This is a genomic window from Nocardioides sp. LHG3406-4 (assembly GCF_049897745.1).
Taxonomy (GTDB): Bacteria; Actinomycetota; Actinomycetes; order Propionibacteriales; family Nocardioidaceae; genus Nocardioides.
Genome location: NZ_JAFCWV010000002.1, coordinates 270519 through 284611 on the forward strand (window position 1 = coordinate 270519; position 14093 = coordinate 284611).

Annotated in this window: 13 protein-coding genes; 10 read left to right on the forward strand and 3 right to left on the reverse strand. The window is 72.9% G+C overall.

Annotated elements, in window-relative coordinates; all coding sequences use genetic code 11:
• Positions 1-146 precede the first annotated feature (146 nt).
• The 8 genes from gatC (at position 147) to ACP7BP_RS07335 (ending at position 9500) form a co-directional block, all read left to right on the forward strand.
• Positions 147-458: an Asp-tRNA(Asn)/Glu-tRNA(Gln) amidotransferase subunit GatC gene (gatC, locus tag ACP7BP_RS07300; protein ID WP_426243908.1), complete on the forward strand. Its 312-nt coding sequence runs from the start codon at positions 147-149 to the stop codon at positions 456-458.
• Positions 458-1978 (forward strand): Asp-tRNA(Asn)/Glu-tRNA(Gln) amidotransferase subunit GatA, encoded by a 1521-nt coding sequence (gatA, locus tag ACP7BP_RS07305; RefSeq protein ID WP_426243909.1) that lies wholly within the window; start codon positions 458-460, stop codon positions 1976-1978. The genes gatC and gatA overlap by 1 nt, the downstream gene beginning before the upstream one ends.
• Positions 1975-3468, forward strand: a complete 1494-nt coding sequence (gatB, locus tag ACP7BP_RS07310; protein ID WP_426243910.1) for an Asp-tRNA(Asn)/Glu-tRNA(Gln) amidotransferase subunit GatB — start codon at positions 1975-1977, stop codon at positions 3466-3468. The genes gatA and gatB overlap by 4 nt, the downstream gene beginning before the upstream one ends.
• Positions 3469-3739: 271 nt before the next feature.
• Positions 3740-5101, forward strand: coding sequence for a hypothetical protein (locus tag ACP7BP_RS07315; protein ID WP_426243911.1), 1362 nt, complete (start codon positions 3740-3742; stop codon positions 5099-5101).
• 6 nt (positions 5102-5107) lie between these two features.
• Positions 5108-6022 (forward strand): hypothetical protein, encoded by a 915-nt coding sequence (locus ACP7BP_RS07320; RefSeq protein ID WP_426243912.1) that lies wholly within the window; start codon positions 5108-5110, stop codon positions 6020-6022.
• 7 nt (positions 6023-6029) lie between these two features.
• The gene (locus tag ACP7BP_RS07325) at positions 6030-7094 is read left to right on the forward strand and encodes an energy-coupling factor transporter transmembrane component T (RefSeq protein ID WP_426243913.1); all 1065 of its coding nucleotides are present in this window, start codon (positions 6030-6032) and stop codon (positions 7092-7094) included.
• A complete protein-coding gene (locus ACP7BP_RS07330) occupies positions 7091-8701 on the forward strand; it encodes an ABC transporter ATP-binding protein (protein WP_426243914.1) in 1611 nt (536 codons plus the stop codon). Before ACP7BP_RS07325 ends, ACP7BP_RS07330 begins: the two co-directional genes overlap by 4 nt.
• Positions 8694-9500 (forward strand): ECF transporter S component, encoded by an 807-nt coding sequence (locus tag ACP7BP_RS07335; protein ID WP_426243915.1) that lies wholly within the window; start codon positions 8694-8696, stop codon positions 9498-9500. Before ACP7BP_RS07330 ends, ACP7BP_RS07335 begins: the two co-directional genes overlap by 8 nt.
• Before the next feature lie 106 nt (positions 9501-9606).
• Here the strand turns inward: ACP7BP_RS07335 and ACP7BP_RS07340 are convergent, their stop codons facing one another.
• From ACP7BP_RS07340 to ACP7BP_RS07350, 3 genes are all read right to left on the reverse strand, one after another.
• Positions 9607-10749: a PQQ-dependent sugar dehydrogenase gene (locus ACP7BP_RS07340; RefSeq protein WP_426243916.1), complete on the reverse strand. Its 1143-nt coding sequence runs from the start codon at positions 10747-10749 to the stop codon at positions 9607-9609.
• A gap of 249 nt (positions 10750-10998) precedes the next feature.
• Positions 10999-11847 carry an EamA family transporter gene (locus tag ACP7BP_RS07345; RefSeq protein WP_426243917.1) on the reverse strand — a complete coding sequence of 283 codons (849 nt, stop codon included), beginning with the start codon at positions 11845-11847 and terminating at the stop codon, positions 10999-11001.
• Positions 11844-12392: a PadR family transcriptional regulator gene (locus tag ACP7BP_RS07350; protein WP_426243918.1), complete on the reverse strand. Its 549-nt coding sequence runs from the start codon at positions 12390-12392 to the stop codon at positions 11844-11846. The genes ACP7BP_RS07345 and ACP7BP_RS07350 overlap by 4 nt, the downstream gene beginning before the upstream one ends.
• Positions 12393-12455: 63 nt before the next feature.
• Between ACP7BP_RS07350 and ACP7BP_RS07355 the strand changes: the two genes are divergently transcribed.
• Complete coding sequence (locus ACP7BP_RS07355; protein WP_426243919.1) at positions 12456-13547, forward strand: WD40/YVTN/BNR-like repeat-containing protein; 1092 nt, start codon at positions 12456-12458, stop codon at positions 13545-13547.
• A 46-nt stretch (positions 13548-13593) separates the two neighbouring features.
• Positions 13594-14046, forward strand: coding sequence for an SRPBCC family protein (locus ACP7BP_RS07360; protein ID WP_426243920.1), 453 nt, complete (start codon positions 13594-13596; stop codon positions 14044-14046).
• The last annotated feature ends 47 nt before the right edge of the window (positions 14047-14093 follow it).

Sequence of the window (14093 nt, forward strand, 5' to 3'; positions counted from 1 at the left end):
CTGGCGCGACCGCGTGCTGTGGCCGGTCGTCCTCGTGGCCGGGTTGGCCGAGCTGGGTGCGTTCGTCCTGGCCGTCCGCTCCTGATCCGGTTCACCCGGGGGAAGCCGCCGCACGGGCGGGGTGGCGCCGCTCCTAGGATGACCGCATGCCTCAGACCAAAGTCGAGATCACCCGGGACGAGGTCGCGCACTTGGCCGACCTGGCCCGCATCGACCTCTCCGACGCCGAGCTCGACCACCTCGCACCGCAGCTGTCGGTGATCCTCGAGTCCGTCGCCTCCATCAACGAGGTGGCGAGCGCCGACGTCCCGCCGACGTCGCACGCCCTGCCGCTGACCAACGTGTTCCGCGACGACGTGGTGGCCCCCTGCCTGAGCGCCGAGGAGGCGCTCGCCGGGGCGCCCGAGTCGGAGCAGCAGCGGTTCAGCGTGCCGCGCATCCTGGGTGAGGAGGCCTGATGACCCCGACCCGTGACACCGCCGCCCGGATGGCCGACGCGCTCGCCGAGGGAAGCGTCACGTCGGTGCAGCTCACCGAGGCGCACCTCGAGCGCATCGACGCCGTCGACGGCGCCGTACACGCGTTCCTGCACGTCGACCGTGAGGGCGCCCTCGAGCAGGCCGCCGCGTCCGACGAGCGCCGCGCTGCCGGCAAGCCCGCCAGCGTCCTCGACGGCGTGCCGATCGCCGTCAAGGACGTGATGGCGACCCGCGGGATGCCCACGACGTGCGGCTCGAAGATCCTGGAGGGCTGGGTCCCGCCGTACGACGCCACCGTGGTCGCGCGGCTGCGCACCGCGGGCCTGCCGATCCTCGGCAAGACCAACATGGACGAGTTCGCGATGGGCTCCTCCACCGAGCACTCCGCGTACGGCGCCACGCACAACCCGTGGGACCTCGACCGCATCCCCGGCGGCTCGGGCGGCGGGTCCGCCGCGGCCGTGGCCGCCTTCGAGGCGCCACTGGCCATCGGCACCGACACCGGCGGCTCGATCCGGCAGCCCGGCGCCGTGACCGGAACCGTCGGCGTGAAGCCGACCTACGGCGGCGTCTCGCGCTACGGCCTCGTGGCGCTGGCCAACTCGCTCGACCAGGCCGGCCCGGTCACCCGCACCGTGATGGACGCGGCGCTGCTGCACGAGATCATCGGCGGCCACGACCCGCTCGACTCCACCAGCGTCGACCAGCCGATGCCCTCTCTCGTCGAGGCTGCCCGCCAGGGCGCCACCGGAGACCTCACCGGCGTCCGCATCGGTGTGGTGAAGGAGCTCGGCGGCGAGGGCTACCAGGACGGCGTGCTCGCGCGCTTCCAGGAGTCCGTCGACCTGATGGTGGCCGCCGGCGCCAAGGTCGTGGAGGTCAGCTGCTCGCACTTCGTGCACGCCCTGGCGACGTACTACCTGATCCTGCCGGCGGAGGCGTCGAGCAACCTCGCCAAGTTCGACGCGATGCGCTACGGGCTGCGCGTGCTGCCCGACGGCAACCCATCACCCTCGGCCGAGGAGGTCATGCGGGCCACCCGCGACGCCGGCTTCGGCGACGAGGTGAAGCGCCGCATCATCCTGGGCACCTACGCCCTCTCGAGCGGCTACTACGACGCCTACTACGGCCAGGCCCAGAAGGTGCGCACCCTGATCACGCGCGACTTCGAGGCTGCCTTCGCGAAGGCCGACGTCCTGGTGTCGCCCACGGCGCCGACGACGGCGTTCAAGCTGGGGGAGAAGCTCGACGACCCGCTGGCGATGTACCTCAACGACCTCGCCACCATCCCTGCCAACCTGGCGGGAGTGCCGGGCATCTCGGTGCCCAACGGCCTCGCGGCCGAGGACGGCCTGCCCTCCGGGCTGCAGATCCTGGCCCCCGCGCTGGCCGACGACCGCGTCTACCGTGTCGGCGCGGCCGCCGAGGCGCTGCTGGAGAAGGCGTGGGGCGGCCCGCTGCTCGACCGGGCCCCGGCCCTGGAAGGAGCCTCGCGATGAGCGACGCACTGCTGACGTTCGAGGAGTCGCTGGAGAAGTTCGACCCGGCCATGGGCCTCGAGGTCCACGTCGAGCTGAACACCGTGTCGAAGATGTTCTGCGGGTGCCCGACCGAGTTCGGCGCGCCGCCCAACACGCAGACCTGCCCCACCTGCTTGGGCCTGCCAGGCGCCATGCCGGTCGTCAACCGGGTCGCCGTCGAGTCGGCGATGCGCATCGGGCTCGCCCTCAACTGCGAGATCGCGGAGTGGTGCCGGTTCGCGCGGAAGAACTACTTCTACCCGGACATGCCGAAGAACTTCCAGACCTCCCAGTACGACGAGCCGATCGCGTTCGAGGGCTGGACCGAGGTGGAGGTCGACGGTGAGACCTACCGCATCGAGATCGAGCGCGCGCACATGGAGGAGGACACGGGGAAGTCGCTGCACGTCGGCGGCGCCACGGGCCGCATCCACGGCGCCGACCACTCCCTCGTCGACTACAACCGGGCCGGCATCCCGCTCATCGAGATCGTCACCAAGCCGATCATGGGCGCGCGCGAGAAGGCCCCCGCCGTGGCCCGGGCCTACGTCTCGCAGCTGCGCGACCTGATCGTGGCCCTCGGCGTCTCCGACGCGCGGATGGACCAGGGCTCGATCCGCGCCGACGTCAACCTGTCGCTCGCACCGGCCGGCACCGGCGCGCTCGGGACCCGCACGGAGACCAAGAACGTCAACTCGCTGCGCAGCGTCGAGCGGGCGGTGCGCTACGAGATGCGCCGACACGCCGCGATCCTCGACGGCGGCGGGTCGATCCTCCAGGAGACCCGGCACTGGCACGAGGACACCGGCGTGACCACGAGCGGCCGGGAGAAGTCCGACGCCGAGGACTACCGCTACTTCCCGGAGCCCGACCTGGTGCCCGTGGCCCCGAGCCGCGAGTGGGTCGAGGAGCTTCGGGCGACCCTGCCCGAGCCGCCGCAGGAGCGGCGCGCTCGGCTCCAGGCCGAGTGGGGCTTCTCTGACCTCGAGATGCGCGACACCGTCGGCGCCGGTGCGCTCCTCCTCGTGGAGGAGACGATCGCGGCCGGCGCGACCCCGCCGACGGCCCGCAAGTGGTGGCTCTCCGAGCTGGCCCGGCGCGCCAACGACACGGGAGTCGACATCGCGGAGCTGGGCGTCACGCCGACCGACGTAGCCGCCGTACAGAAGCTCGTCGACGCCGGCTCCATCAACGACAAGCTGGCCCGGCAGGTATTCGAGGGCCTGTACGCCGGCGAGGGGACGCCCGAGGAGATCGTGGCCGCCCGCGGGCTGGCCATCGTCTCCGACGAGGGTGCGCTCGGCGCCGCCGTGGACACCGCCATCGCGGCCAACCCCGACGTCGCCGAGAAGATCCGTGACGGCAAGGTGGCCGCGGCCGGGGCCCTCATCGGGGCGGTCATGAAGGAGATGCGCGGGCAGGCCGACGCCGGCCGGGTCCGCGAGCTCATCCTCGAGAAGCTCACCTGAGAGCCGGTCCCGCGCCACGCCGAACCAGGGGCTCGGTCGGAGCTCGCGACCGGTAGGGTGGCCGTCCGAGACAACATCAACTTCGCTCGCGGAGGGAAGCCGGTCCGAACCCGGCGCTGACCCGCAACCGTAGGCCTGGACCGGCCAGCTCCTGACCGGTCGTGGCGAGCCGGACCACCGCTGTGAGCGTCCCGAACATCGCTGTCGTGGAACAACGGCGGGTTCGCCCCGAGATCCTGGGGGCTGCCCGCGCGCAGCGGGAAGGATCAACATGGCGCGCATCATGCGCACCGCCGGAGCCCTCGTGGCCTCCGCGGCAATCACCGTCACCACCCTGGCCGGCACCCCCGCCGCCCAGGCATCGGCCCCGGTCCCGGCCAAGACCGACGACTCGGCCGCCGCTCTGGCGTCCACCTGGATCAAGGGCCAGCTCACAAGCGGCCTCGCGGTCGGCAAGTTCGGCCCCGACTTCGGGCTGAGCATCGACATCGCGCTCGGCCTCGACCAGACCGGGAACGACTCGGCCGTGCGCACCATCAGCGGTGCCGTCGCCTCGAAGATCGAGTCCTACATCTCCGGCGGCACGAGCGACCCCGACAGCACCTACGCCGGCGCGACCGCCAAGGCGGCCACGCTCGCGCGGATCGCCGGCGGCAACCCGACGTCGTACGGCGGGGTCAACCTGGTCACCCGACTGGAATCGCGCGTGGCCACCGCCGCGCCGATCACCGGTCGCATCGAGGACAAGTCGACCTTCGGCGACTTCGCCAACGTCGTCGGGCAGTCGTTCGCCGCGCGCGCGCTCGTCGAGGCCAAGTCGGCACGCGCCGCCGACGCCGTGAAGTTCCTGCTCCAGCAGCAGTGCGCGGGCGGCTACTTCCGCCTCGACTTCACCAAGGACAAGGCCAACGCCTCCCAGGGCTGCGTCGACGGAGCGGCGGACAGCGCCGCCGACCTCGACGCCACGTCGCTCGTCGTCGTCAACCTGGCCGCGTCGGGTGACACCACGCCCGAGGTCGCGGCCGCCCTGGCCAAGGCCGGTGCGTGGCTCGCGGCCCGCCAGGCGTCCAGCGGCGCCTTCGGGGTGGTCGGTGCCACGGGCAAGCCCAACACCAACAGCACCGGCCTGGCCGGCTGGGCGCTGGGCTCGCTGAACAACAAGCAGGCCGCGGCCGACGCCGCGGTGTGGGTCCGCAAGCGCCAGCCGGTCGACAAGAACCGCTGCTTCAGCGCCCTGTCGAAGAGCCTGGGCGCCGTCGCGTACGACGACATCGCGGTCCGGTCGGCCCGGACTGCCGGCGTCACGGCCGAGACCACCGACCAGTGGCGCCGGGCGACCGCCCAGGCGCTGCCGGTGCTGCAGTGGGCGCCGGCCTCTCCCGACAAGCTCAGGGTCGTGGGCAACACCGCCCGCGCCGAGGCCCGCACCAAGGTGCGCTTCAGCAACTTCGGCCTGGCCCCGGGCGAGCGCGCGTGCGTGTCCGTGCAGGGTGACTTCAAGCGGGTCGTCGGCAAGGCGACCGGCGGCAAGATCGCGGCCAAGCTGGAGATGCCGAACGGCAACGCCAAGCGCAAGGTGAAGCTCAAGACGGCCGACGCCGTCGCCAAGGCGTTCGTCCTCGTCCGCAACTAGACGAGCATGACGCGTCACCTGCCTGCACGCCTCGTCGCCGCGGTGGTCCTCACCGCGGCGACGGGCGTCAGCGCCGGCCTCCTCGCCGGATCGGCGCCCGCCTCCGCCGCGACCTGCGCCACGTCGTCCGGCGTGAGCGTCGTGGTCGACTTCGGCGCGCTCGGCGGCGGCGTACACACCTCGTGCGACGCCGGGGGAGCGGCCAAGAACGCTGCTGAGGCGTTCACCTCCGCCGGTCACGAGCTGGCCTACGTGCAGCGGTTCCCCGGCTTCGTCTGCCGGGTCGACGGCGTGCCCGCCGACGACCCGTGCGTCAACACGCCGCCGGACGACGCCTACTGGGGACTCTTCTGGTCCGACGGCACGAACGGCGAGTGGGTCTACTCCAGCATCGCGGCCGGCGGGCTCCGGGTGCCCGACGGCGGGTACGTCGGCCTCGCCTGGCAGTCCGGCGGCCGCCGGGTCCCGGGCGTGCCCGCGGCCGTGCGGTCGGAGCCGAGCCCGACCGCCAAGCCGTCGAGCAAGCCGACCAGCAAGCCTTCCAGCAAGCCTTCCAGCAAGCCTTCCACCAAGCCTTCCAGCAAGCCGCCGTCGCCGACCCAGCCACCGGCATCGAGTCCCACGGCGTCGACCGCGTCGTCGGCACCGTCGGCCACCACGTCGCCGACCCGCGCACCGTCACCGACGCCGAAGCGGACGCCCACGGCACCGCCCAGCTCGGCACCCTCGTCGACCCCCTCAGCGACCCCCACGTCGGCCCCCGCATCCACGGATTCGCCGTCTCCCGTGTCGGCTCGCAGCGACGACGACTCGCCCGCCGCGTCCGCGGTCCCCACCTGGCTCGTGCTCGCCGTGCTGGCAGCGCTGGTGGCCGCAGGCGGCGCCGCGATCGTCGTACGACGGCGCGGAACGCCCCGATGAGTCGGCCGTGAAACCACGGCTCGCCCGAGACCTGCACCCGGTGGCGTGGTGGCTGTGGGCGATCGGGCTGGCCGCGGCCGCGTCGTTCACCACCAACCCGCTGATCTTGCTGTTGCTGGTGGCGGTCGCCGCGCTGGTCGTGGCGCTGCGCCGGGGCGACCATCCGTGGTCGCGGTCGTTCCGGCTCTACGTCTGGCTGGGGGTGGCGATCGTGGTGGTCAGGGTGCTGTTCCGGATCGTGTTCGGCGGCGTCGAGGGTGGTCACGTGCTCCTCGACCTGCCCGCCATCTCGCTGCCGGGCGGCCTGCACCTGCTCGGGCCGCTGACGCGGGAGGGACTGCTCGCCGGCCTCTACGACGGGCTCCGGCTGGCCGCGATCGTGGTGTGCGTCGGCGCGGCCAACGCGCTCGCCAACCCCAAGCGGCTGCTCAAGTCGGTGCCGCCGGCTCTCTACGAGATTGGCACCTCCCTGGTGGTGGCGGTGACGATCTTCCCGCAGTTGGCCGACAGCGCCCGCCGGGTGCGGGCCGCGCAGGCGCTGCGCGGCGGCAGCACAGGTCGGGTCGGCCGCCTCCGCCGCTTCCTGGTGCCCGTCCTGGAGGACGCCCTCGAACGCTCGCTCACCCTGGCCGCCGGCATGGACCTGCGCGGCTACGGCCGTGCGCCCGGGATCTCGCGGCGCCAGCGCCTCGTCACCGGGGCCCTGCTGCTCGTCGCCCTGAGCGGCATCTGCGTCGGGGTCTACGCCGTCCTCGACCGCACCGCACCGCAGGTCCTGGCGGTCCCGATGCTCGTGGCCGGTGTGGTCGCGGCCGTCGCCGGGCTCGCCTCGGCGGGTCGCCGCGTGCAGCGCACCCGCTACCGGCCCGACCGCTGGCTGGTGCCGGAGGTGCTGGTGGCCCTCACCGGCCTCCTCACCGGGTACGCCGGCTGGCTGCTGGCGCGACAGCAGCCGCTGGTCGCCCATCCCGGTGTCGTCGACTGGCCGGTCGTGAGCGTGCTCGCGCTGGCCGGAGTCGGCGCGGGAGCGCTCGCCGGCGTCCTCGCCCCACCTCCGCGGACGACCGCATGATCGAGCTGCGCGACATCGTCTTCTCCTACGACGCCGACGGCACGTCGCCGCCGGTGCTCGACCACGTCGACCTCACCCTCGAGGCCGCCGAGCTGGTGGTCGTCTCCGGCCGCACCGGGGTCGGCAAGTCCACGTTGCTGGGGGTGCTGACCGGGCTCGTGCCGCGGTTCAGCGGTGGCCGGCTCAGCGGCGACGTACTCCTCGACGGCCACAGCGTGCTCCACCAGCCGCCGCGCGAACGGGCGCACGTCATCGGCTTCGTCGGGCAGGACCCACTCGCCGGGTTCGTCACCGACACGGTCGAGGAGGAGCTTGCCTACGGCATGGAGCAGCTCGGCCTGCCGGGCGACACCATGCGCCGCCGCGTCGAGGAGACGCTCGACCTGCTCGGGCTCGCCGACGTGCGCGAGCGCGACCTGCGCAGCCTCTCGGGTGGCCAGCAGCAGCGGGTGGCGATCGGGGCGGTGCTGACCACCCATCCCCGGGTGCTGGTGCTCGACGAGCCCACCTCGGCCCTCGACCCGACCGCGGCCGAGGAGGTGCTCGCCACGCTCACCCGCCTCGTGCACGACCTCGGGCTCACCGTGCTGCTCGCCGAGCACCGACTCGAGCGGGTGGTGCCGTTCGCCGACCGAATGGTGCTCCTCACCGGCGACGGCCGCCTCCACGTCGACGAACCGGCCCGGGTGCTGGTGTCCTCGCCGGTGGTGCCGCCGATCGTCGAGCTCGGCCGGCTGGCCCGATGGGACCCGCTGCCGCTGAGCGTGCGCGACGCGCGCCGACACGCGACCACGCTCACCACCCGGCTCGCGGCCGCGACGCCGTACGACGCGGAGGTGCGTGGAGACGCGCTGCTCACCGCCCGCGGGGTGGCGGTCACGCACGGCCGGACGCGCGCGGTCGTGAGCGTCGACCTCGACCTGGACGCCGGCGGCGTGACGGCCCTGATGGGTCGCAACGGCGCCGGCAAGTCGTCGCTGCTGTGGGCGCTCCAGGGCTCGGGGCGCCGGAGCGCGGGGTCCGTCGACGTGAGTGGCCACGACCCGGCGCGGCTCGACGCAGCCGCGCGCCGTGCGGCGGTCGGGCTGGTGCCGCAGACGGCCGCCGACCTGCTCTACCTCGAGTCCGTGCGGGAGGAGTGCCAGGCCGCCGACGCGGGTGCGGACGCCGAGCCCGGCACCTGCGGAGACCTGCTCGACCGTCTGGTGCCCGGCATCGACCGGGGTGCCCACCCGCGCGACCTCTCCGAGGGCCAGCGGCTGGCGCTGGTGCTGGCGATCGTCCTCACGGCGCGGCCGCGGGTGCTGCTGCTCGACGAGCCGACCCGTGGCCTGGACTACCCCGCGAAGGAGACGCTCGCGCGGATCCTGCGCGACCTCGCCGACGCGGCCCACGCCGTGCTCGTCTCCACGCACGACGTCGAGTTCGCAGCCCGGGTCGCCGACCGGGTGGTCGTGATGGCGTCGGGCGAGGTCGTCTCGGCCGGGGCGGCGCGCACCGTGCTGGCCCAGTCGCCGGCCTTCGCGCCCCAGGTCACCAAGATCCTCGGCGCGCCGTGGCTGCGCGTCGACGAGGTGGCCCACGCCCTGGGGCTCGTCGATGGCTGAGTCGACGGCTGCGCTCCGAGCCGTGCCGCTGCGGGCCCGCTCGGTCGTCGTACTCTCCGTCGCGTCGGTCGCCGGGCTGATGATGCTGGCCTGGCCACTGCTGGTGCGCGTGCCGGAGCAGCAGCGATTCGACCCGCCGTTCATCTTCCTGGCGCTGCTGCCGTTGGTCATCGTGCTCGTGCTGGCCGAGTTCTCCGAGGGCGGCATGGACGCACGGGTGCTGGCGATCCTCGGCGTCCTCAGCGCGGTCAACGCGATCCTGCGCGGACTGGGCGCTGGCACCGCCGGCATCGAGCTGGTCTTCTTCCTGCTGATCCTGGCCGGGCGGGTGTTCGGGCCGGGTTTCGGGTTCGCGCTGGGCTGCACGTCGCTGTTCGCGAGCGCACTGATGACGGCCGGCGTCGGCCCGTGGCTGCCCTTCCAGATGCTGGTGTCGGCGTGGGTCGGGATGGGTGCCGGACTCCTGCCGCGCCGCTTCACCGGTCGCCGGGAGATCGCGATGCTGATCGCGTACGGCGTCGTGTCGGCGTACGCCTTCGGCCTGCTGATGAACCTCTCCAGCTGGCCCTTCGCGCTGGGCATCGTGCTGCCCGGCCACGAGGGCTCGCTGTCGTTCGTGGCCGGCGCGCCGCTGCTGGAGAACCTGCAGCGGTTCGGCGTCTACACGTTGCTGACCTCGACCGGCAGCTGGGACACCGGCCGCGCCATCACCACCGCCCTGATGCTGGCGGTGCTGGGGCCGGCGATCCTGGCCACCCTGCGGCGGGCGGCGCGCCGCGTGGTCGTGGAGCGGCGCTGAGGTCGAAGCCTCACGGGGCTTCCCTGCGCTTCTTGGGGGTTGCAACGCCCGGTAGGCGTCGGGATACCCGGCTACCCGGGTATCGCGACAGCCTCACGACACCCCCTTACGGCGTCACCCGCAGGATCCGGTCGTCCTCCGAAGCCGGCTCGCCCCGGCCGTCGTGGTTGGAGGTGGTGACCCACAGCGTCCCGTCGGGCGCCGCGACGACGGTGCGCAGCCGGCCGTAGTCGCCCACGAAGAAGTCCTGCGGCCGGCCGGCCCGGTCGCCGTCGACCGGCACTCGCCACAGTCGCGTCCCGCGCAGCGCCCCGAGCCACAGCGAGCCGTCGAGCCAGGCCAGGCCGGAGGGTGACGCCTCGCTCGTGCGCCACACCACCTGCGGGTCGACGAAGCCGGTGCCGCCGGAGCCGGCCCGGCCCTCGACCTCGGGCCAGCCGTAGTTGGCGCTCCGCCGGATCAGGTTGAGCTCGTCCCACGTGGAGTCGCCGAACTCGCTCGCCCACAGCCGGTCGCCGTCGTCGAACGCGAGCCCCTGCACGTTGCGATGCCCCAGGCTCCACACCGCCGTGCCCCCGGGGTTGCCAGGTGCCGGGTCGCCGTCGGGGGTGATGCGCAGGATCTTCCCGCCCAGCGAGCCCCGATCCTGCGCGAGCGGCCCGTCGCCGGTCTCGCCGGTGGACGCGTACAGGAAGCCGTCCGGCCCGAACGCCAGCCGCCCGCCGTCGTGGATGAAGCCCTTCGGGATCCCCGTCAGGATGGGCTCGACCTCGGCCAGGCGGACGCCGTCGTACGTCGCTCGCACGATGCGGTTGTCCTCGGCCGTCGTGAGGTAGAAGAAGACGCGCTGGTCCTGGGAGTAGTCGGGGGACACCGCCACGCCCATCAGCCCGCCCTCGCCCTCCGGGGCGGCCGAGTCGATGACGCCGACCTCCTTGATCGTGCCGTCCCCGGGCACGCGGAGCACGCGCTCGGTGTCGCGCTCGGTGACCAGGGCGCTGCCATCTGGAAGGAAGGCGATGCCCCAGGGCACCGCGAGTCCCTCCGCGATCGTGGCGGTGACCTTCGGCGGGCCCGATACCGGCGACGGCGAGCCCGTGGCCGACTCCGAGGCCGGGGTCGAGGGCTCCTCCGCGCTGGGACTAGCGGTGACGGTCGGGTCGCCGGTGTTGGGGTCGTCGGAGCAGGCCGACACGATCAGCGTCGTACTCGCCAGGCCGGCGAGGAGCGCAGCGCCGCGACGGCGCATCAGCCGGGAGCGAGTGTGTCGGCGGTCACAGGAGCGGGCATGTGCAGATTGTGCCCCAGCGGGGGCGCCGTACGGCTCAGGCCGGCGCCCACCTGATTCGTTGAGTTGCGCCTCCCGCACCGTCGAGTTGCGCCTCCCGCACCAACGAGCAACACGGCCGCGTCTCAACGGGTACAACGGCGCCACTCAACGGGCACGAACGCGCAACTCAACGGGTACGACGGCGCGACTCAACAACATCGGCGGGGGTCAGTCGGGCGCTGGTTCGTGATGCACCGGGCCACCGGTCCGGGTCGCGCCGATGCTCGCGACGACGACGCAGGCGATCGCGAGACACTGCCACGCCGAGAGCAGCTCGCCGAGCACGGCCGCCGCGGCCAAGGCGGCGGCGGCCGGCTCCAGGCTCATCAGGATGCCGAAGACCGACGGGCGCAGGGTGCGCAGGGCGACCAGCTCGAAGCTGTAGGGGATCACCGAGCTGAGCACGCCGATGACGGTGCCGATCAGGAGCACGTGCGCCTCCAGCAGCGTCGTACCCCCGGCCACGATCGCTGCCGGCGCCAGCACCACCGCGGCGATGACCGAGGCGACCGCCAACCCGTCGAAGCCGGGCCAGCGGCGACCCGTGCTCGCGCTGAGCAGGATGTACGCCGCCCACGCGGCGCCGGCGACGAGCGCGAACAGCACGCCGACCAGGTCGAGCTCGGCGCGCTCGGCACCCAGCAGCGCAACGCCGACAAGTGCCAGCCCCACCCAGACGAGGTCGCGGGCACGGCGGCTCCCGACGACGGCGAGGGCGAGGGGGCCGATGAACTCCAGGGTCACCGCGATCCCGAGCGGGATGCGGGAGAACGACTGGTAGATCGCCCAGTTCATCAGGCCGAGGCAGAGCCCGAAGGCGACCGCCACCTGCCAGTCGCGCCCGCTGCGCCCCCGCAGCCGCGGCCGCGCGATCGCCGCGAGGATGAGCGCGCTCGTCGCCAGCCGCAGCCAGACCAGGGCGGTCGGCGAGATGGTCCCGAAGAGGTCCTTGGCGAACGACGCGCCGAGCTGCACCGAGACGATCCCCGCGATGACCAGCCAGACCGCCCGGCTCACTCGCCGGCCTCGACGCGGCGTACGAGCCCCGCGACGATCTCTCGCTCGGCGTCGAGGTAGTCGAGGCCCCAGTCGGCGACGAGTGCGGGATGGCGGAACACCTCACCATCATGGTCTGCGCCGCGCAGCGACTCGCGCACCCCTCGCAGTGCGGACAGCTCCTCCTCGAGCGCCGCGAGGTGCGCGCGCAGCATCGCGAGGGTGTCCTCGGTGTCGACGAGGTGGCCGAGCAGCAGCCGCAGCGCCACCGGGTGCTTCAGCACCGGGAAGCCCGCCGGCGTCTCCTTCATCCACCGGGCCAGGTCGCGCCGGCCGCGCGCGGTGATGCGGTATGTCGTGCCGCGGCCTTCCCCGGTCGGGCGGACCAGCCCGGCCTCGGTCAGCCGGCGCAGCTCGCTGTAGACCTGGCTCATCGCGGGCGAGACCCAGTAGAAGCGCAGCGTCATGTCCGCGCGCTGCTTGAGCTCGTAGCCGGTCAGCTCGTCGCCGAAGGTGAGCAGCCCCAGAAGGGCGTAGGAAGTGACCGGGAGGTCTTGACGCGGCACTCACCCAGACTACTGTTCCTTTTAGGAATAGGCGGGGTCGATCTCACGGCTGGAGAGGGACTGATGAGCACGACGTTGTTGATGGTGGGTACGCGCAAGGGCATGTGGATCGGCAGGTCCGACGAGGCCAGGCAGGAGTGGTCCTGGACCGGCCCGCACTTCCCCATGGAGGAGGTCTACTCCGTCCTGGTCGACCGGCGCGGCGACAAGCCACGGTTGCTGGCCGGGGCCTCGTCGAGCTGGCTCGGACCGCAGGTCTGGCGCTCCGACGACCTCGGCGAGAAGTGGGACGAGACCCCGAACGGCGCGATCCGCTTCCCCGAGGACTCCGGTGCGACCCTTGCCCGCATCTGGCAGTTGACGCCCGGCGCCGAGGACGGCGTCGTGTGGGCCGGCACCGAGCCGGGCGCGATCTTCAAGTCCACCGACGGCGGCGAGCGCTTCGACCTCGTGCGCGGCCTCTGGGACCACCCCCACCGCACGGAGTGGGGCGCGGGGTACGGCGGCCAAGCGTTCCACACGATCCTGCCGCACCCCACCGACGGAGACGCGGTGCTCGCCGCGATCTCGACCGGCGGCGTCTACCGCACCCACGACGGCGGGGAGACGTGGGCGCCCTCCAACACAGGCGTCAAGGCCGAGTTCATGCCGGGGGAGCGCAGTTACCCGGAGTTCGGTCAGTGCGTGCACAAGGTGGCCCGCCATCCTTCGGCGCCGGACCGCCTCTTCCTCCAGAACCACGGCGGCGTCTACCACTCCGACGACGGCGGCGGCTCCTGGCAGGACATCGCGCCCGGGCTGCCCACCGAGTTCGGGTTCGCCATGGTCGTGCACCCGCACCAGCCGGACACGGCCTTCTCCTTCCCGATCGCCGACGCCGGCGCCCGCTGGCCGGTCGACGCGAAGGCCCGGGTCTACCGCACCCGCGACGCCGGCTCGTCGTGGGAGCCGCTCGGGGAGGGGTGGTTGCCCGACGAGTACTACACGGCCGTCATGCGCGACGCGATGTGCACCGACGACCACGAGCAGGTCGGGCTCTACTTCGGGGGCCGCAACGGCGGCCTGTGGGCCTCGGCCGACGAGGGCGAGTCGTGGCGGCAGATCCACGCCGAGCTGCCCGACGTGATGGTGGTCCGGGCCGCGGTCCTCGACTGACGGGTGGGGGTTGCACGGCGGACCCGTCGGGCAGAGGATCACCGACATGGCCACCTTCGAGCTCTCCCGGTCGGCCCGGATCGACGCCGACCCGGGCCGGGTGCACGCACTGATCGACGACTTCCGCGAGTGGCCGGCCTGGTCGCCGTGGGAGGACGTCGACCCTGACATGCAGCGCAGCTACACCGGGCGCGACCGGGGCGTCGGCGCCCACTACCACTGGCAGGGCAACTCCAAGGCGGGGTCCGGCGACATGGAGATCACCGAGTCGAGCCCCGCGCGCATCGCCATCGACCTGTCCTTCCTGAAGCCGTTCAAGGCCGCCTACCTCACGACGTTCACGCTCGCCCCCACCGCCAGCGGCACGGTCGTCACGTGGTCCATGGGCGGTGAGCGCAACGCCCTGATGTCGTTCCTCGGCAAGGTCTACTTCGACAAGGCGGTCGCCAAGGACTTCGACAGGGGACTCGCCCGGCTCAAGGCCGCCGCCGAGTCCTGAGCGCCTCGCCGTACGACGGTGCTCGCGCCGGCCCGGCGAGACGGCGA

What these genes read in the sequence shown, in the direction of transcription:
- gatC (WP_426243908.1), top strand. Translation starts at nt 147, where the DNA reads ATGCCTCAGACCAAAGTCGAGATCACCCGGGACGAGGTCGCGCACTTG.
- gatA (WP_426243909.1), top strand. Translation starts at nt 458, where the DNA reads ATGACCCCGACCCGTGACACCGCCGCCCGGATGGCCGACGCGCTCGCC.
- gatB (WP_426243910.1), top strand. Translation starts at nt 1,975, where the DNA reads ATGAGCGACGCACTGCTGACGTTCGAGGAGTCGCTGGAGAAGTTCGAC.
- ACP7BP_RS07315 (WP_426243911.1), top strand. Translation starts at nt 3,740, where the DNA reads ATGGCGCGCATCATGCGCACCGCCGGAGCCCTCGTGGCCTCCGCGGCA.
- ACP7BP_RS07320 (WP_426243912.1), top strand. Translation starts at nt 5,108, where the DNA reads ATGACGCGTCACCTGCCTGCACGCCTCGTCGCCGCGGTGGTCCTCACC.
- ACP7BP_RS07330 (WP_426243914.1), top strand. Translation starts at nt 7,091, where the DNA reads ATGATCGAGCTGCGCGACATCGTCTTCTCCTACGACGCCGACGGCACG.
- ACP7BP_RS07335 (WP_426243915.1), top strand. Translation starts at nt 8,694, where the DNA reads ATGGCTGAGTCGACGGCTGCGCTCCGAGCCGTGCCGCTGCGGGCCCGC.
- ACP7BP_RS07340 (WP_426243916.1), bottom strand. Translation starts at nt 10,749, where the DNA reads ATGCGCCGTCGCGGCGCTGCGCTCCTCGCCGGCCTGGCGAGTACGACG.
- ACP7BP_RS07355 (WP_426243919.1), top strand. Translation starts at nt 12,456, where the DNA reads ATGAGCACGACGTTGTTGATGGTGGGTACGCGCAAGGGCATGTGGATC.
- ACP7BP_RS07360 (WP_426243920.1), top strand. Translation starts at nt 13,594, where the DNA reads ATGGCCACCTTCGAGCTCTCCCGGTCGGCCCGGATCGACGCCGACCCG.